Source organism: Bradyrhizobium arachidis, assembly GCF_024758505.1.
GTDB classification, from domain to species: Bacteria; Pseudomonadota; Alphaproteobacteria; order Rhizobiales; family Xanthobacteraceae; genus Bradyrhizobium; species Bradyrhizobium manausense_C.
Window position 1 is genome coordinate 2,555,032 of record NZ_CP077970.1, and the last position, 17,360, is coordinate 2,572,391.

Sequence of the window (17,360 nt, forward strand, 5' to 3'; positions counted from 1 at the left end):
GGCGATGGCCGCTGATTGCTGTCATTCCGGGGCTCGCGCAGCGAGAACCCCATTGCGCAATTGCGCAATGTGGAATCTCGAGATTCCGGATCGCCGCTTCGCGCCGTCCGGAATGACGGGTGTTGGGCCATGATCCCCGTCACGTCCTTCGCGGGCAAGACCGTCGCCGTCTTCGGCCTCGGTGGCTCGGGGCTCGCGTCATGCCACGCGCTCAAGGCCGGCGGCGCCGAAGTGATCGCCGGCGATGACAGTGCTGACAACGTCGCCAAGGCCGCGCGGGCGGGCTTCGTCACCGCGGATCTGCGCAGCGTGTCGTGGGCGAACTTTTCAGCCCTCGTGCTCGCGCCCGGGGTGCCGCTCACCCATCCGGCACCGCACTGGAGCGTGCTGAAGGCGCGCGAAGCCGGCGTCGAGGTGATCGGCGACATCGAATTGTTCTGCCGCGAGCGTCGGCGCCACGCGCCCGATGCGCCATTCGTCGCCATCACCGGCACTAACGGCAAGTCGACCACGACGGCGCTGATCGCGCATCTCACAAAGGTTGCCGGCTACGACACCCAGATGGGCGGCAATATCGGCACCGCGATCCTGTCGCTGGAGCCACCGCGGATGGGCCGCGTCCATGTCATCGAGATGTCGTCCTACCAGATCGACCTCACGCCCTCGCTCGATCCGTCCGTCGGCATCTTGCTCAATGTCAGCGAAGACCATATCGACCGCCACGGCACGCTTGCGCATTATGCCGCGGTGAAGGAGCGCCTCGTCGCCGCTGTGCAGGCACGGGGCACCTCAATCGTCGGCGTCGACGACGGTTTTTGCCGCGACATCGCCGATCGGCTGGACCGCGGCGGCAAGAATGTCGTGCGGATCTCCGTGAAGAATCCGCTCGCGAGCGGCATCTATGTCGAGCACGGCACCGTCGTGCGCGCCTCCGGCGGCGCGAAGAGCGAGGTCGCAAAGCTCGGCGGCATCGGCTCGCTGCGCGGCTTGCACAATGCGCAGAACGCAGCCTGCGCTGCCGCTGCCGCACTCGCGATGGGCATCGGCCTCGACGTCTTGCAAAACGGCCTGCGCAGTTTTCCGGGGCTTGCGCACCGCATGGAGCAGGTCGGTCGCCGCGACAACGTGCTGTTCGTCAACGATTCCAAGGGCACCAACGCGGATGCCGCCGCGCACGCGCTGTCATCCTTCGCCGACATCTTCTGGATCGCCGGCGGCAAGCCGAAGATGGGCGGCATCACCAGTCTCACCGGTTTCTTCCCGCGCATCCGAAAGGCCTATCTGATCGGCGAGGCCGCGCAGGAGTTTGCGGGCACGTTGGGCACGCAGGTCGCTCACGAGATCAGCCAGACGCTCGACGTTGCCGTCGAACACGCCGCGCGCGACGCGGAAGCGTCCGGCTTGCAGGAGGCAGTCGTGCTGTTGTCGCCGGCCTGCGCCTCCTTCGACCAGTACCGCAATTTCGAGATCCGCGGCGCGAAGTTTCGCGAGCTGGTGCAGGCGCTGCCGGGTGTGAAGCCGGCGGTGTAATCATGAACCGGTATCGAGCCCGGCTTCATCTCAGATTGAATCATCCGACGCGCGATCTATCGATCGTCTGCAATAGGCTGGGATTGAAGCCGGCGCGTATTTGGAAGAGGGGGGATGAGCGACGGACACCAAAGGGAAATTCACTCGGAGGTAGGCGGGCTAGCTCTTCCTGTGCGATTGATTTCGGGCCGACGTCGCGAAAAACCGTGGCCAAGCAGATCGCGGCCGCGCTGGAGCGGCTTGAGCCTCATCGCGCAATGCTCCGGAGGCTGTCATCCACGGGCGGGACGGCTAGCTTTTCTGTCGGCTGGTTCCTCGATGAAGATTCAGGCGAGACATTCAGCAGCGATTTGCTTAGAGCGATGACGCGCCTGCAAATTGCGTTGGATCTGCATGCATACCTCCCTGATGCCGTCGAGCCGCCAGAGGGGATTTTGGAAAGATAACGGTCCCATTAACCTCCCGTAAACCAACCTCGGCGACCAATGGTCTGACCTCTGTCCGAAGGCCGCCCGCCCATGCTCTCCCGCGAAGAACGCACCCCCTTTTCCGAGTGGTGGTGGACCGTCGACAAGCTGCTGCTCGGCGCCATCATGGCCCTGATGCTGTGCGGGGTCATCCTGTCGCTGGCGGCGAGCCCGCCGGTCGCGACCCGGATCGGGCTCGATCCGTTCCATTTCTTCAGCCGGCACGTGATGTTCCTGGCGCCGTCCTTCATGGTGCTGATCGGCGTCTCCTTCCTGTCGCCGCGTGCGATCCGTCGCTCTGCGCTGGTCATCTTTGCGGTCAGCATCGTCCTGATCGTGCTGACGCTCGCCATCGGCCCCGAGGTCAAGGGCTCGCGGCGCTGGATCACGCTACTCGGCGTCAACATCCAGGCCTCTGAAGCTGCAAAGCCATCGTTCGTCGTCATCGCGGCGTGGCTGTTTGCGGAGTCCACCAAGCGGCCGGAGATGCCGGCGACCTCGATGGCGATGGTGCTGCTGCTGATGCTGGTCTCGCTGCTGGTGATGGAGCCGGACTTCGGCCAGACCATGCTGATCCTGATGGTGTGGGGCGCGCTGTTCTTCATCGCGGGCATGCGCATGATCTGGGTGGCGGGCCTTGCCGGTGCGGCGGCAGCCGGCCTGTTCAGCGCCTATCTCTTCGTTCCCCACGTTGCGGGCCGCATCAAGCGCTTCATGAACCCGGCCTCCGGCGACACCTTTCAGGTCGATACCGCGATGGAAGCTTTCTACAACGGCGGCTGGCTAGGGCTGGGGCCGGGCGAGGGCATCGCAAAACGCAGCCTGCCGGACAGCCATACCGACTTCGTGTTCGCGGTCGCCGCCGAAGAGTTCGGCATCGTCCTGTGCCTTGCCATGCTGGCGCTGTTTGCCTTCGTCGTGATCCGCACGCTGTCGCGCGCCTATGCCAACGAGGACATGTTCTCGCGCTTTGCGGCCTCGGGCCTGGCGATCCTGTTCGGCGTGCAGGCCGCGATCAACATGTCGGTGAACTTGCAGCTCATCCCGGCGAAGGGCATGACGCTGCCCTTCATCTCCTACGGCGGCTCCTCCATCGTGTCGCTCGCCTATGGCGTCGGCATGATGCTGGCACTGACGCGGCTGCGACCGCGCACCGAGGTCGAGTCGATCGGCCGCGCCGAGGCGATGCGCAGCTACGCGTAGTTCTTCGTCATTGCGAGCGCAGCGAAGCAATCCAGGCTGTCCCCGCGGTGGGATTCTGGATTGCTTCGCTTCGCTCGCAATGACGGGGGATACCCTGTAAAAGGGGCCCCGCCATGGACACATCCCCCTTGATTCTTCTCGCCGCGGGCGGCACCGGCGGCCATCTGTTTCCGGCCGAGGCGCTCGGCGTCGAATTGATCCGCCGCGGCTTTCGCGTGCGGCTGGTGACGGACGAGCGTGCGCTCAAATACAGCGGACTGTTCACAAAGGACATGATCGACGTCGTGGCAAGCGAGACGGCGCGCGGCCGTAACCCGCTTCAGCTTGCGCATGCCGCCCTTACGCTTGCCACCGGCACCTTGTCCGCGTTCAACCTGATGCGCCGCCTGAAGCCGGTGGCGGTGATCGGTTTTGGCGGCTATCCGACCCTGCCTCCGTTGATCGCGGCGCGGCTCGCCGGGGTGCCCGGTATCATCCACGATGCGAACGCGGTGCTCGGTCGCGCCAATCGCTTCCTGTCGCGCCATGTGCGCGCCATCGCGACCTCCTTGCCGGGCGTGCTCGATCGCGATCCCGCCTTGGCCGGCAAGACCACGACGGTCGGCACGCCGATGCGGCCCGCGATCCTAGCCGCGGCTGCGGTGAAGTACGCGGCGCCCGAGACCGGCGGGCCGTTCCGGCTCCTCGTCGTCGGCGGCAGCCAGGGCGCGCGCATCATGGCCGACATCGTGCCAGGCGCGATCGAACGCCTCGAGCCAGTGCTGTGGAGCCGGCTGGTCCTGACCCAGCAGGTGCGCGAGGAGGACATGACGCGCGTCCGCGCCGTCTACGACAAGCTCAAGATCAAGGCCGAGCTTGCGCCGTTCTTCACCGATCTGCCGGCGCGGCTCGCTTCGAACCATCTGGTGGTGTCGCGCTCCGGCGCCGGCACGGTCGCCGAGCTCGCCGCCATCGGCCGGCCCTCCATCCTGGTGCCGCTGCCGGGCGCGATCGACCAGGACCAGTTCGCCAATGCCGGCGTGCTGTCGCAGGTGGGCGGCGCGCTGCGGATACCGCAGACCGAGTTCAGCTCCGACCGGTTGGCCGCCGAGATTTCCACATTGGCCGCCGAGCCGGCGCGCCTCGCCGCGATGGCGGAGGCCGCCCGCAGCGCCGGTCGGCTGGATGCCGCCGAGCGTCTGGCCGATCTGGTGGTCAAAGTCGCGGGAATCTGACGCGAAACCCGCAAATTCCGCACTTTTGCCGTCATGGCCGGGCTTGTCACACCAAGTCGGATTTATCCGACTTGGTTCTTTAAAAAATGACGGCACTCGGTATACCGAGTGCCTATGCATCCACGTCTTGCAAGAAGGACGCTGGGATTCGTGGATGCCCGGGGCGCCTTGCGCTAGGACGCGCTTCGCGCTTATGCCCGGGCATGACACCGGAACGACGGGATAGAGCATGAGACTGCCGCGCGAGATCGGACCCATCCACTTCGTCGGGATCGGCGGCATCGGCATGAGCGGCATCGCCGAGGTGCTGGCCAATCTCGGCTACACCGTGCAGGGCTCGGATGCCTCCGACAACTACAACCTCGATCGCCTGCGCAAGAAGGGCGCAAAAGTTTCGGTTGGCCACAAAGCGGAGAATGTCGACGGCGCCGACGTCGTCGTGGTGTCCTCCGCGATCAAGCGCGACAATCCGGAATTGATGGCTGCGCGCGAACGGCGCATTCCGGTGGTGCGCCGCGCCGAGATGCTGGCCGAGCTGATGCGGCTCAATAGTTGCGTCGCGATCGCCGGCACGCACGGCAAGACCACCACGACGACGATGGTCGCAACGCTGCTCGATGCCGGCGGGCTCGATCCGACGGTGATCAATGGCGGCATCATCAACGCCTATGGCTCCAACGCGCGGTTAGGGGCCGGCGACTGGATGGTGGTGGAGGCGGACGAGAGCGACGGTACGTTTTTGAAGCTGCCGACTGATGTCGCTGTTGTCACCAATGTCGACCCCGAGCATCTCGACCACTTCAAGACGTTCGAAGCCGTGCAGGACGCGTTCCGACTGTTCGTCGAGAACCTGCCGTTCTACGGCTTTGCCGTGATGTGCATCGATCATCCGACCGTGCAGACCCTGGTCGGGAAGATCGAGGACCGCCGCATCATCACCTATGGCGAGAACCCGCAGGCCGATGCGCGGCTGCTCGACCTCACGCCGATGGGCGGCGGATCGAAGTTCAAGGTCGCGATCCGCGATCGCAAGACCGGCCGGATGCACGAGATCGCAGACCTCATGCTGCCGATGCCCGGACGCCACAACGCCTCGAACGCGACGGCGGCGATTGCGGTCGCGCATGAGCTCGGCGTGTCAGACGAGGCGATCCGAAAATCGCTCGCGGGCTTTGGCGGCGTCAAGCGCCGCTTCACCAAGACCGGCGAGTGGAACGGCGTCACTGTCATCGACGACTACGGCCATCACCCTGTCGAGATCGCGGCCGTATTGAAGGCGGCGCGGGAATCCAGCAACGGCAAGATCATCGCCGTCGTGCAGCCGCATCGCTTCACCCGCCTGCAATCGCTGTTCGAGGAATTCTGCACCTGCTTCAACGACGCGGATGCGGTCGTCGTCGCGGAAGTCTATGCCGCGGGCGAAACGCCGATCGAAGGCATCGACCGCGATCACTTCGTCGCCGGCCTGCGCGCGCACGGCCATCGCGAGGTGGTCCCGCTGCCGCAGTCGTCGGAGCTCGCCGGCATCGTCAAGGGCCTCGCGAAGTCAGGCGATCTCGTCGTGTGCCTGGGTGCCGGCAACATCACGCAATGGGCCTACGCGCTGCCCGGCGAATTGAAGGCGCTGGGATGAGGGCGGTGAGCTTTCCCGACATCACGCCCGAGCTCAAAGCCGCGATGCCCGATCTGCGCGGGCGGTTGCTTGCAAACCAGTCGCTGGCGGAGCTGACCTGGTTTCGCGTCGGCGGGCCGGCACAGGTGCTGTTCACGCCGGCGGACGAAGACGATCTCGCTTACTTCCTCGCGCATCTTGCGCCCGATATCCCCGTCTATGTCGTCGGCGTCGGCTCCAACCTCATCGTGCGCGACGGCGGCATTGCGGGCGTGGTGATCCGCCTGTCGCCGCGCGCCTTTGGCGATGCAAGCGCAAGCGGCGATGTCGTGGCGGCAGGGGCTGCCGCGCTCGACAAGCGCGTGGCGGAGGTCGCGGCGAGCGCCAATATCGGCGGGCTCGAATTCTTCTTCGGCATTCCCGGTACGATCGGCGGTGCGCTGCGCATGAATGCCGGCGCCAATGGCGGCGAGACCAAGGACGTGCTGATCGAGGCGACCGGAATCGGCCGCGACGGCAGCAAGCACATCTTCTCAAACGCGGAGATGAAGTTCGTCTACCGCAACAGCGGCGTCGATCCCTCCATCATCTTCACCTCAGCGCGGTTTCGCGGGGCGATCAGGGATGGGGAGGCGATCCGCGCGCGGATGGCCGAGGTGCAAAGCCATCGCGAGACCGCGCAGCCGATCCGCGAGAAGACCGGCGGCTCGACCTTCAAGAACCCGCCCGGCAACAGCGCCTGGAAATTGATCGATGCCGCCGGCTGCCGCGGCCTGCGCGTCGGCGGCGCGCAGGTGTCGGAGATGCACTGCAATTTCCTGATCAACACGGGCGAGGCCACCGGCCACGACATCGAGACATTGGGCGAGACGGTGCGCGAGCGCGTGAAGGCGAATTCCGGAATTGAACTGCACTGGGAAATCAAGCGGATCGGGATTCCCATTTGATTGTCATTCCACATTGCGCAATTGCGCAATGGGGGGCGCGAAGCGCAACTACGATGCGCAATTGTGCATCTGAGAATCTCGAGATTCCGGGTCTGGTCCTTCGGACCATCCCGGAATGACGGAAGGCGAGGCAGCGAAGCATGCGCATCACCATTCTCTTCGGCGGCTCCAACAAGGAGCGTCTGGTCTCGGTCGCGTCAGCGCAGGCGCTGCATCAGGCGCTGCCCGAGGCAGACCTCTGGTTCTGGGACGTCGAGCACAACGTCCATGTCATCAAGTCAAAACAGCTTCTCGAGCATGCCCGCCCGTTCGAGGACGAGTTCGAGCCGGGCACGCGCGGCAAACCGCTCGCGCAGGCGCTCGACCAGGCCAGGGACGAAGACCGCGTGCTGGTGCTGGGGCTGCATGGTGGTCGCGCCGAGAACGGCGAATTGCAGGTGATGTGCGAATCGCGCGGCGTTCCTTTCACGGGCTCCGGCTCCGCCTCGTCGCATCTCGCCTTCGACAAGATTGCCGCCAAACGTTTTGTCGCGCTCGGCGGCGTGACGCCGCCGGACAACATCGCGCTGGAAAATCTCGACGACGCCTTCGCCGAGTACGGTCGCCTGATCGCAAAACCGGCACGCGACGGATCGAGCTACGGCCTGATCTTCGTCAACGCCAAGCAGGATCTCGTCGCGGTCCGCAACGCCGCAAAACTCGAAGAGTATGTCATCGAGCCCTTCATCGCGGGCGTGGAGGCGACCTGCGGCGTGCTGGAACGGTCCGACGGCTCGATGATGTCGCTGCCGCCGATCGAGATCATTCCGGGCGAGGGCAACTTTGACTACGCCGCGAAATACCTGTTGAAGTCGACGCAGGAGATCTGCCCCGGCCGGTTCTCGCCTGATGTGACCGCGGCGCTGCAGGAACAAGCGATGCGCGCGCATCGCGCGATGTCCTGCACCGGCTATTCGCGCTCGGACTTCATCGTCTCCGCCAAGGGCCTCGTCTATCTCGAGACCAACACCTTGCCAGGACTCACGAAATCCTCGCTCTACCCCAAGGCGCTGAAGGCGGAGGGGATCGAATTCGTCGACTTCCTGCGCGACCTGATCGTGCTGGCGGGGCGGCGGGCGCGGAAATAGTTGGCGGTGGTTAACGGCCGGACGCGCGAAACAGCCCGTTTTGGAACCAAAACCGGTAAAATGCCGGGGATTGCGGCATAAATACCTCACAGCACGGGGCAAAAAGCGCCGGCCGTTAACGAAGTTTACCTTTTGTTTACCAGGAAGTCCGAAGGTTAACGCTGGCGGCGCATATGGCGTTTTGGCTGCCGGCGCGTGAGCTGTCGCGGATGTTCCCGCGGCAAACCCTGCGCCCGTTGAAGGGGAGAGGCTTCTTCTGCTGAAGACCAGGACCCGGCCCGGCAAGTCCAAGACGTCATGGGCGCCAGACCCCGCGCGATTTCGCGGGCAAACTGTTGACGAGCTCGTGCAATGGATGGTGAAGGCAGCCTCGTTCGATCGGCACAGCGATCGCTGAGGCCCCAAGCTGATCTGAAGGCGGCCGCTATTGGAGCGGTCGTGCTTCTGCGCGAGTGGTTCGAACAGAAGCGTGACGAGACACGCGCCCGCGCCGAGAGCAAGGCCAAGAGCAGGGCAAAGGCCGTTCCCGAGCGTGAGCCGCCGCCGCGTGTCGTCGCGCTGGTCGAGCGCTATCTGCCGCGCCGCGTCGGCATCAGCATGACGTTGCTCCTGCTCGTCGCGAGCGCCGGTTTTGGCGTCGTCAAGGGCGGCCATCTCCAGGATTTCATCGTAGCCGTCAGCGACGCCCGCAACGCGCTGGCCAATTCCGCGGGTTTTCGCATCACCACGGTTGCGATCAACGGCCGCAAGCAGCTGACGCAGGACGAGATCCTCGCGATCGGCGGCGTCAGCGGCCGCTCCTCGCTGCTGTTCCTCGATGCCGACGGCGTTCGCGATCGCCTCAAGGCCAATCCCTGGATCGCGGACGCCACCGTGCTGAAACTCTATCCGGGCCAGCTCCAGATCGACATCACCGAGCGCACGGCATTCGCGCTGTGGCAGGCGGCCGGCCGGCTCTCCGTCATCGCCGACGACGGCGCCGTGCTCGAACCCTATGTCTCGCGCCGTTTCCTCAACCTGCCGCTCGTGGTCGGCAAGGGCGCCGATACCCGCGCGCGCGATTTCCTGGCGCTACTGGCGCGCTATCCGCAGGTGCAGTCGGTGACCAAGGCCGCGATCCTGATCGGCGAGCGGCGCTGGAATCTGAGGCTCAAGGACGGGCTCGACGTCCGCCTGCCGGAGCAGGACGTCGGCAACGCGCTCGCTGCGCTCTCCAAGCTCGACAAGGACGAAAGGCTGTTCTCCCGCGACATCATCGCGGTCGACATGCGCCTGCCGGATCGCCTGGTGGTGCAATTGTCCGACGAGGCGGCCAAGGCCCGCGAAGAGCTGTTCAAGGACAAGAAGTCCAAGAAGAAGTCCGGTGAACCCGCATGACCGGCCTCGATCGCAACCAGACCCCGAAGACGCGCCAGATGCCGCATAAGCGCGGCGGCCTCGTCGCGTGTCTCGACATCGGCACCAGCAAGATCGCCTGCATGATCGCGCGGCTGAAACCGTCGCAGCCGAGCGAGGCGTTGCGCGGCCGTACCCATGCGGTCGAGTTGATCGGCTACAGCCAGATCCAGTCGCGCGGCATGAAGGGCGGCGCGGTGATCGATCTCGCCCAATGCGAGCAGGCAGTGCGCCAGGCCGTTGGTCTTGCCGAGAAGATGGCCAAGGTGCGGGTCGAATCCGTGCTGCTGTCGGTCTCCGGCGGCAGGCTTGCGGGCCAGCTCGTCGAGGCCGCTGCCGACATCCGCGGCGGCGCCGTGACGCCGGCCGACGTCTCCCGCGTCACCTCCACCGGCATGCACCACGCCACCGGCGAAGGCCGCACCGTGCTGCATGCACTGCCGGTCGGCTACACGCTCGACGGCGTCAAGGGCATCCGCGATCCCCGCGGCATGGTCGCGCGCCAGTTCGGCGTCGACATGAACGTCGTCACCTGCGATGCGACGGTCGCGCGCAATTTGATGCTGGCGGTGGAGCGCTGCCACCTCAACGTCGAAGCGATGGCCGCGAGCCCTTATGTCGCGGGCCTCTCGGTGCTCACCGACGACGAAGCCGATCTCGGCGCCGCCGTCGTCGAGATGGGCGCGGGCACCACGACGATGGCGATCTACTCCGCCGGCCGGTTCGTCCACGCCTCGGGCTTTGCCGTCGGCGGCCAGCACATCACGATGGATCTCGCGCGCGGCCTGTCCGCCACCATTGCGGACGCCGAGCGCATCAAGACGCTGTACGGCACGGTGATCACCGGCGGCTCCGACTCGCGCGAGCTGATGTCGGTGCCGACTGCGGGCGACGAGCAGGATCTTCCGCAGATCGTGTCGCGTGCCACCATCGCCAACATCGTCAAGCACCGCGCCGAGGAAATCTTCGAAATGGTGCGCGACCGCCTGAAGGACTCGCCCTTCGCGGCCGAGCCCAAGGGCCGCGTCGTGCTCTCAGGCGGCGCCTCGCAGCTCACCGGGCTCGTCGAACTCGGAACGCAAATTCTCGGCCGGCCTGTGCGGATCGGACGTCCGCTCGGCTTCGGCCGTTTGCCCAATGAGGCGAAGAACGCCGCCTTCGCGGTGCCCGCCGGACTCCTTGTCTACCCGCAATATGTTCACCTCGAACATGTCGAACCGCGGCATACGCGGCAGGTCAAGACAGGGACCGGCGGCTATTTCGGAAAGGTCGGACGATGGCTTCGCGAGGGCTTTTGATGACTCATTTCCGCAATCCCCGAATTTCACCAACTCCCGCGGCCGCCGGCCGGGGCGAAACCACGCGCGCGTGATCGAGAGGCAACCATGACCATCAGCATCAATGTTCCTGACATTCACGAATTGAAGCCGCGGATCACCGTATTTGGCGTCGGCGGCGCCGGCGGCAACGCCGTCAACAACATGATCACGGCGGGCCTGCAGGGCGTCGACTTCGTGGTCGCCAACACCGACGCGCAGGCGCTGACGATGTCGAAGGCGCAGCGCATCGTGCAGATGGGCACGGCGGTGACGCAAGGGCTGGGCGCCGGCTCGCAGCCGAACGTCGGCGCAGCGGCGGCCGAAGAGGTCATCGACGAGCTGCGCGATCATCTCTCGGGCGCCAACATGGTGTTCGTCACCGCCGGCATGGGCGGCGGCACCGGCACCGGTGCTGCTCCCGTCATCGCCAAGACCGCGCGCGAGATGGGCATCCTCACCGTCGGCGTCGTGACCAAGCCCTTCCACTTCGAAGGCGGCCGCCGCATGCGCACCGCCGAGGCCGGCATCAACGAGCTGCACAAGGTCGTCGACACGCTGCTGATCATCCCGAACCAGAACCTGTTCCGGGTCGCGAACGAGAAGACCACCTTCGCCGACGCCTTCGCGATGGCGGACCAGGTGCTCTATTCGGGCGTCGCCTGCATCACCGACCTGATGGTCAAGGAAGGCCTCATCAACCTCGACTTCGCCGACGTCCGCGCCGTCATGCGCGAGATGGGCAAGGCGATGATGGGCACGGGCGAAGCCTCCGGCGACAAGCGCGCGCTGACCGCAGCAGAGGCTGCGATCGCCAACCCGCTGATCGACGATAGCTCGATGAAGGGCGCCAAGGGCCTGCTGATCTCGATCACCGGCGGCAAGGATCTCACCCTGTTCGAGGTCGACGAAGCCGCGACCCGCATCCGCGAGGAAGTCGACCAGGACGCCAACATCATCGTCGGCGCGACGTTCGACGAGGCGCTCGACGGCCTGATCCGCGTCTCGGTCGTGGCGACCGGCATCGAGCAGGCTGCGATCGCCCGCAACAGCCAGGCGACCAGCACGCCGGTGGCTGCCGTCGCGGCCCCGCCGCAGGCTCCCGCCGCGGTCGCGGAAACCCGCCTTGCCGATCTCACCGCACGCCTGCGTGCCGACAATCAGCGTCTCGCCGAGCGCGCCCAGAAGCTGGAAGCGCAGGGGGCTCCTGCCGCGCTCGCGCCGGTCGCTGCCGCCCCGGTTGCGGCGCCGCGCGCCAACGTCGAGCGTGCCGCGCTGGCGGCGATTGCCGCGGCCGTTGCCCCCGACGTGCCGCAGGCGCACGCGCCGTTGCAGCCCGCCTCCTATGGCGACGTCACCGTGCGTCCGATCGCGCAGAAGCCCACGCTGTTCCCGGAACCGGAAGCAGCGCCGGTGGCGATGAACGAGCCGATGATGCCCGAAACCTTCATCCCGCCGCAGCCTGATCGCCCGCCGGTACGCGCGCCGCGGATGCCGAATTTCGAGGACCTGCCGATGACGGCCCAGGCCGAGATCCGCCAGGCCCGCGGTGAGACGGAGGAGGAGACCCCGCAGAAGCGCCTGTCGCTGCTGCAGCGGCTCGCCAATGTCGGCCTCGGCCGCCGCGACGAGGAGCATGAGGCGCCGATCGCAGCCCGCGCTGCGGGTCCCGCGATGCCGCCGCTGCCCGACCGCAAGCCGCAGCGCTCCGTCGCCCAGCAGATCGCAGCGCACGATCCGGTATCAGAGTATGCTCGCCGGCCCGCGCCGCAAGGCTTGGACGCCCACGGCCGTCCCGCACCTGTTGCGCCGACGCCACAGGGTGACGACCATCTTGATATCCCGGCCTTCCTGCGGCGGCAGGCGACCTGACGATTGTTACAATTGCGGTTGTGGATAAGGTCCCGGCGAGACGATCGTCGGGACCTTTTCTTTTGCCCCCGTACAATCCCGGATCGTTGCTCCAACCAACTGATTTTAAACGATTAATTATGGGCTTGGTGGTGGAATAAAGTTACCAAAAACCGCCTCGACCGCGGCGCAATTTGGTTAAGCCTTGGCGCGAATGCGGCAGAGTTGGGGTAACAATCGGTAAAAAAGCGTGAGTTGGCGCTGTTTGGGGCAGTGACTATGGTCTGCCGTGACTTGGGGATACAGAGATTCGAACGGGCGATCTCGGTCGGTTAGTTGAGTCCTGTATAAGTCGTAGTGGGGCAGTTCCTGATGAAATTCAGCCGGCAAACAACGCTTCGCGCGCAGGCCAGTGTGGCTGGCGTCGGCGTTCATTCCGGTCTCCCCGTCACTCTGACCTTGGGGCCTGCACCAATCGATGCAGGTTTTATTTTTGTCCGCACCGGTCTCGATGGCTGTGACCGTGAGGTGCAGGCAACCGCCGAGCAGGTGATCTCGACCGAATTCGCGACCGTGCTGGGCGATAGCGCCGGCCCGCTGGTCTCTACCGCGGAGCACGTGCTCGCTGCGTTGCGCGGCATGGGCGTGGACAACGCCACCATTGAAATCGACGGCCCGGAAGTTCCGATCATGGACGGCAGCGCGGCGGCCTTCGTCGCGGCGATCGACCAGGCCGGCATCGTCAGCCAATCGGCGCAGCGCCGGTTCATCCAGGTTTTGAAGCCGATCTCGGTTGCGATCGGCGACTCCTTCGGCGAGCTCAAGCCCAACGCCAACGGCTTCCGCGCCGAGGTCGAGATCGACTTCACCAATCCCGTCATCGGCAAGCAGAGCTATACGTTCGACCTGAGCCCGGAGCGGTTCCGCCGCGAGGTCTCTCGCGCCCGGACCTTCGGCCTGATGGCCGATGTGGCGCGCCTGTGGGGCGCGGGCTTTGCGCTCGGCGCCTCCTTCGAGAACACCGCTGTCTTCGACGACGAGCGGCTGCTCAATCCCGAAGGCCTGCGCTTCGCCGACGAATGCGCCCGCCACAAGGTGCTGGACGCGGTGGGCGATCTGGCGCTGGCCGGCCTGCCGCTGCTCGGCACCTATCGTTCGGTTCGCGGCGGCCACAAGCTCAACCATGCCGTCCTGACCGCGCTGCTCGCCGACCGCACCGCCTGGCGGGTGGTCGAGGGCGAGCCGGTCCGCCGGCCCGCGCGGCCCGTGGCCGAGGTCGGCAGCGGCATCGTCGGCGGCCGAATCGCCGCCGCCTACGGCCCGGACGTGTCCTAAGGACCTGTTGTCGCGGGCCGTTTCGGGCCTGCTTTGGCCACATGCGAAACTCTTGGTAACCATGATTGGCTAGCATCTGCCTGCTGCCGCCTTAATCCGGGCGAAATGCCTGCCTATCCCACTGGTTAACGATTGTTTTTTGGATACACCGGCCTCGTCGCAGGCAGCGCGCCGCGGCTCGGTGATTTTGCACGGGATATTCTCGCGTCCATGACCGGGGGTCATAAGGGGCGGGCACCGCATCACAGGGCGTCAGGTCTTAAACTCATGTCGGCACAGCGTATGACGCGCGAACTCTCCAAGGAGCTAGCCAAGGCTTCGGCTCGGCGGCTGCTGCAGGCGGCTGCTCTGTTCGTGTTCGCGCTGCCGCTGGGCGGCTGCGGCACCGGCGAACTCTGGGACAAGTTCACCGCCAAGGACGACACCTTCGTCGAGGTGCCCGCCGACAAGCTCTACAATGAGGGCTTGTACCTCATGAACGAAAAGAAGGACATGAAGGCGGCCAACAAGAAGTTCGAAGAGGTCGATCGTCAGCATCCCTATTCGGACTGGGCCCGCAAATCGCTTCTGATGTCCGCCTATGCGTCCTATCAGGGCGGCGACTATGACGGCTGCATCGGCGCTGCGACGCGCTACGTGACGCTGCATCCGGGCAGCCCGGACGCCGCCTACGCGCAGTACCTGATCGCGGCCTCCCACTACGACCAGATCCCGGACATCAGCCGCGACCAGGGCCGGACCGAGAAGGCGATCGCCTCGCTCGAGGAAGTGGTACGCAAATATCCGAACTCGGAATACGCCACCTCCGCCAAGGCCAAGATCGAGGGCGCGCGCGACCAGCTCGCCGGCCGCGAGATGAATGTCGGCCGCTACTACATGCAGAAGAAGGACTACACGGCCGCCATCAATCGCTACAAGGCCGTGGTCACGCAGTATCAGACCACCCGCCACGTCGAAGAGGCGCTGTTCCGGCTGACCGAGTCCTATATGACGATCGGCATCGTCGGTGAGGCCCAGACCGCGGCTGCGGTGCTTGGCCACAATTTTCCTGACAGCCGCTGGTACAAGGACGCCTATAATCTTGTAAAATCCGGCGGTCTCGAGCCGAGCGAGAATCAGGGTTCCTGGATGAGCAGGGCCTTCAAGAAGATGGGCCTCTAGGTCTCGGCTAGGAAATTTGGTTCCATGCTGGCGCGTCTGTCGATCCGTGACATCGTCCTGATCGAACGGCTCGATATCGAATTCGCCCGCGGGCTTGCGGTTTTGACCGGCGAGACCGGCGCGGGAAAATCCATCCTGCTTGATGCCTTTGCGCTGGCGCTCGGCGGCCGCGGCGACGCGGGCCTCGTGCGCCATGGCGTGGAGCAGGGGCAGGTCACCGCCGTGTTCGACGTGCCCAAGGCCCATCCGGCGATCAAGATCCTCGCCGAGAACGGGCTGGACGATACCGGAGAGATGATTCTGCGCCGGGTGCAGCTCGCCGACGGCCGCACCCGCGCCTTCATCAACGACCAGTCGATCAGCGTGCAGACGTTGAAGGCGGTCGGTACCGCCCTCGTCGAGATCCACGGCCAGCATGACGAACGCGCGCTGGTCGATGCCTCCACTCACCGCCGCCTGCTCGACGCCTTTGCGGGCCTCGAAAAGGACGTCGCCGCGGTTGAGGACCTCTGGGAGGCGCGCCGGACGGCGAACACCGCGCTCGAGGAGCATCGCGCCGGCATGGAACGCGCCGCGCGCGAGGCCGACTATCTTCGCCATGCCTCGGACGAGTTGAAGCAGCTCGCGCCCAAGGACGGCGAGGAGACCGCGCTCGCCTCGCGTCGCACCACGATGATGCAGGGCGAGAAGATCGCCTCCGATCTGCGCGAGGCGCAGGAGGCGGTCGGCGGCCACCATTCGCCGGTCGCGGCGCTCTCCGCAGCGGTGCGGCGGCTGGAACGCCGCGGCGTCAATTCGCCGGCCCTCGTCGAGCCTGCCGTGAAGGCGATCGATGCCGCGATCAACGCGCTGGAGGAGGCCGACCAGCATCTCCAGGCCGCGCTCGCCGCCACCGATTTCGATCCCGCCGAGCTCGAACGCATCGAGGAGCGCCTGTTCGCGTTGCGCGCGGCCTCCCGCAAATATTCGACGCCGGTCGATGGGCTGGCCGCGCTTGCCGCCAAATACGCCGCCGATGTCCGGCTGATCGATGCCGGCGCCGAGCAGTTGAAGAAGCTGGAGCGGGCCGCCATCGAGGCGGATGCGCGGTACGGCGCTGCCGCGAAGAAGCTGTCGGCGGGGCGGCAGAAATCGGCGGAGAAGCTCAACAAGGCGGTCAATGCCGAGCTTGCCCCGCTCAAGCTCGAGCGCGCAAAATTCATGACGCAGGTCGATACCGACGAGACCGCGCCGGGGCCGCAGGGCTTTGATCGCGTCGAGTTCTGGGTGCAGACCAACCCGGGTACCAAGCCGGGTCCGATGATGAAGGTCGCCTCCGGCGGCGAGCTGTCGCGTTTCCTGCTCGCGCTGAAGGTCGTGCTGTCCGACCGCGGCTCCGCGCCGACGCTGGTGTTCGACGAAATCGACACCGGCGTGGGCGGCGCCGTGGCCGATGCGATCGGCGGACGGCTGGCGCGCCTTGCCGGCAAGGTCCAGGTGATGGCCGTGACCCACGCCCCGCAGGTCGCCGCCCGCGCCGACCAGCATCTGCTGATCTCCAAGGACGCCCTCGACAAGGGCAAGCGCGTCGCCACCCGCGTCAACGCACTCGCCGCCGATCACCGCCGCGAGGAAATCGCGCGGATGCTCGCGGGCGCGGAGATTACTGCGGAGGCGAGGGCTGCGGCGGAACGGTTGCTGAGGGCTGCGACGGCTTGACACCGTCATTCCGGGGCGATGCGAAGCATCGAACCCGGAATCTCGAGATTCCACAATTCGCAATTGCGAATTGGGGTTCGGCTCTTCGAGCCGCCCCGGAATGACGGTGCTAGTTGCAGATCGATTCGTAGAGATCGTCCCAGTTCGGGTTGTCCTTTTCGATCAACGCGGCCTTCCAAGCCCGCTTCCACTTCTTCAGCTCCTTCTCGCGCGAGATCGCGGAGATTGGATCGTCATAGGTCTCGAACCACACCAGCCGCGCAATGTTGTATTTGGCCGTGAAGCCCGGGACGGCCTTGATTCGGTGCTCGTAAACGCGCCGCACGAGGTCATTGGTGATACCGACATAGATTGCTCCGTCTCGTCGGCTTGCTAGAATGTAGACGTAGTACGCCACGATCCTTAGCCCCCTCATTTTGTCATTCCGGGGCGCACGAAGTGCGAACCCGGAATCTCGAGGTTCCGGGTCTAGTCCTCCGGGCCGCGCTTGCGCGGCCCGGAGGA

The 17,360-nt window shown here is 65.7% G+C and carries 14 protein-coding genes; 13 read left to right on the top strand and 1 reads right to left on the bottom strand.

Features of this window, described 5'->3' with window-relative positions:
* Positions 1–129 precede the first annotated feature (129 nt).
* The 13 genes from murD to recN all read left to right on the top strand — a co-directional run bounded on the left by murD (position 130) and on the right by recN (position 16,856).
* Entirely contained in the window at positions 130–1,530 is a 1,401-nt protein-coding gene (gene murD / locus KUF59_RS11305; protein ID WP_212457358.1) for a UDP-N-acetylmuramoyl-L-alanine--D-glutamate ligase, read from the top strand.
* A 2-nt stretch (positions 1,531–1,532) separates the two neighbouring features.
* Complete coding sequence (locus tag KUF59_RS11310) at positions 1,533–1,976, top strand: DUF4279 domain-containing protein (protein ID WP_212457357.1); 444 nt, start codon at positions 1,533–1,535, stop codon at positions 1,974–1,976.
* 72 nt (positions 1,977–2,048) lie between these two features.
* The gene (gene ftsW / locus KUF59_RS11315) at positions 2,049–3,200 is read left to right on the top strand and encodes a putative lipid II flippase FtsW (protein ID WP_212457356.1); all 1,152 of its coding nucleotides are present in this window, start codon (positions 2,049–2,051) and stop codon (positions 3,198–3,200) included.
* A 113-nt stretch (positions 3,201–3,313) separates the two neighbouring features.
* Positions 3,314–4,414: an undecaprenyldiphospho-muramoylpentapeptide beta-N-acetylglucosaminyltransferase gene (gene murG, locus KUF59_RS11320; RefSeq protein ID WP_212457355.1), complete on the top strand. Its 1,101-nt coding sequence runs from the start codon at positions 3,314–3,316 to the stop codon at positions 4,412–4,414.
* A gap of 229 nt (positions 4,415–4,643) precedes the next feature.
* Positions 4,644–6,047 (top strand): UDP-N-acetylmuramate--L-alanine ligase, encoded by a 1,404-nt coding sequence (gene murC / locus KUF59_RS11325; protein ID WP_212457354.1) that lies wholly within the window; start codon positions 4,644–4,646, stop codon positions 6,045–6,047.
* Positions 6,048–6,052: 5 nt separating this feature from the next.
* The gene (murB, locus tag KUF59_RS11330) at positions 6,053–6,973 is read left to right on the top strand and encodes a UDP-N-acetylmuramate dehydrogenase (protein ID WP_212457353.1); all 921 of its coding nucleotides are present in this window, start codon (positions 6,053–6,055) and stop codon (positions 6,971–6,973) included.
* Between the two features lie 140 nt (positions 6,974–7,113).
* Positions 7,114–8,100, top strand: coding sequence for a D-alanine--D-alanine ligase family protein (locus KUF59_RS11335; RefSeq protein ID WP_212457352.1), 987 nt, complete (start codon positions 7,114–7,116; stop codon positions 8,098–8,100).
* Between the two features lie 351 nt (positions 8,101–8,451).
* Positions 8,452–9,477: a cell division protein FtsQ/DivIB gene (locus KUF59_RS11340; RefSeq protein WP_212457351.1), complete on the top strand. Its 1,026-nt coding sequence runs from the start codon at positions 8,452–8,454 to the stop codon at positions 9,475–9,477.
* Positions 9,474–10,793, top strand: coding sequence for a cell division protein FtsA (ftsA, locus tag KUF59_RS11345; protein ID WP_212457350.1), 1,320 nt, complete (start codon positions 9,474–9,476; stop codon positions 10,791–10,793). The genes KUF59_RS11340 and ftsA overlap by 4 nt, the downstream gene beginning before the upstream one ends.
* An 87-nt stretch (positions 10,794–10,880) precedes the next feature.
* Positions 10,881–12,683 (top strand): cell division protein FtsZ, encoded by a 1,803-nt coding sequence (ftsZ, locus tag KUF59_RS11350; protein ID WP_212457349.1) that lies wholly within the window; start codon positions 10,881–10,883, stop codon positions 12,681–12,683.
* A 351-nt stretch (positions 12,684–13,034) separates the two neighbouring features.
* A complete protein-coding gene (gene lpxC / locus KUF59_RS11355; RefSeq protein ID WP_212457348.1) occupies positions 13,035–13,997 on the top strand; it encodes a UDP-3-O-acyl-N-acetylglucosamine deacetylase in 963 nt (320 codons plus the stop codon).
* Between the two features lie 267 nt (positions 13,998–14,264).
* Entirely contained in the window at positions 14,265–15,158 is an 894-nt protein-coding gene (locus tag KUF59_RS11360) for an outer membrane protein assembly factor BamD (protein ID WP_212457347.1), read from the top strand.
* Between the two features lie 24 nt (positions 15,159–15,182).
* Positions 15,183–16,856 carry a DNA repair protein RecN gene (recN, locus tag KUF59_RS11365; RefSeq protein ID WP_212457346.1) on the top strand — a complete coding sequence of 558 codons (1,674 nt, stop codon included), beginning with the start codon at positions 15,183–15,185 and terminating at the stop codon, positions 16,854–16,856.
* 109 nt (positions 16,857–16,965) lie between these two features.
* On the opposite strand, the gene KUF59_RS11370 is transcribed toward recN, so the two are convergent.
* A complete protein-coding gene (locus tag KUF59_RS11370) occupies positions 16,966–17,253 on the bottom strand; it encodes a GIY-YIG nuclease family protein (RefSeq protein ID WP_212457450.1) in 288 nt (95 codons plus the stop codon).
* Positions 17,254–17,360: the final 107 nt, after the last annotated feature.

Excerpts from the sequence above, each read along its gene's own strand:
- murD (WP_212457358.1), top strand. The coding sequence starts at position 130 with ATGATCCCCGTCACGTCCTTCGCGGGCAAGACCGTCGCCGTCTTCGGC.
- KUF59_RS11310 (WP_212457357.1), top strand. The coding sequence starts at position 1,533 with ATGAACCGGTATCGAGCCCGGCTTCATCTCAGATTGAATCATCCGACG.
- ftsW (WP_212457356.1), top strand. The coding sequence starts at position 2,049 with ATGCTCTCCCGCGAAGAACGCACCCCCTTTTCCGAGTGGTGGTGGACC.
- murG (WP_212457355.1), top strand. The coding sequence starts at position 3,314 with ATGGACACATCCCCCTTGATTCTTCTCGCCGCGGGCGGCACCGGCGGC.
- murC (WP_212457354.1), top strand. The coding sequence starts at position 4,644 with ATGAGACTGCCGCGCGAGATCGGACCCATCCACTTCGTCGGGATCGGC.
- KUF59_RS11335 (WP_212457352.1), top strand. The coding sequence starts at position 7,114 with ATGCGCATCACCATTCTCTTCGGCGGCTCCAACAAGGAGCGTCTGGTC.
- KUF59_RS11340 (WP_212457351.1), top strand. The coding sequence starts at position 8,452 with ATGGATGGTGAAGGCAGCCTCGTTCGATCGGCACAGCGATCGCTGAGG.
- ftsA (WP_212457350.1), top strand. The coding sequence starts at position 9,474 with ATGACCGGCCTCGATCGCAACCAGACCCCGAAGACGCGCCAGATGCCG.
- ftsZ (WP_212457349.1), top strand. The coding sequence starts at position 10,881 with ATGACCATCAGCATCAATGTTCCTGACATTCACGAATTGAAGCCGCGG.
- lpxC (WP_212457348.1), top strand. The coding sequence starts at position 13,035 with ATGAAATTCAGCCGGCAAACAACGCTTCGCGCGCAGGCCAGTGTGGCT.
- KUF59_RS11360 (WP_212457347.1), top strand. The coding sequence starts at position 14,265 with ATGTCGGCACAGCGTATGACGCGCGAACTCTCCAAGGAGCTAGCCAAG.
- recN (WP_212457346.1), top strand. The coding sequence starts at position 15,183 with ATGCTGGCGCGTCTGTCGATCCGTGACATCGTCCTGATCGAACGGCTC.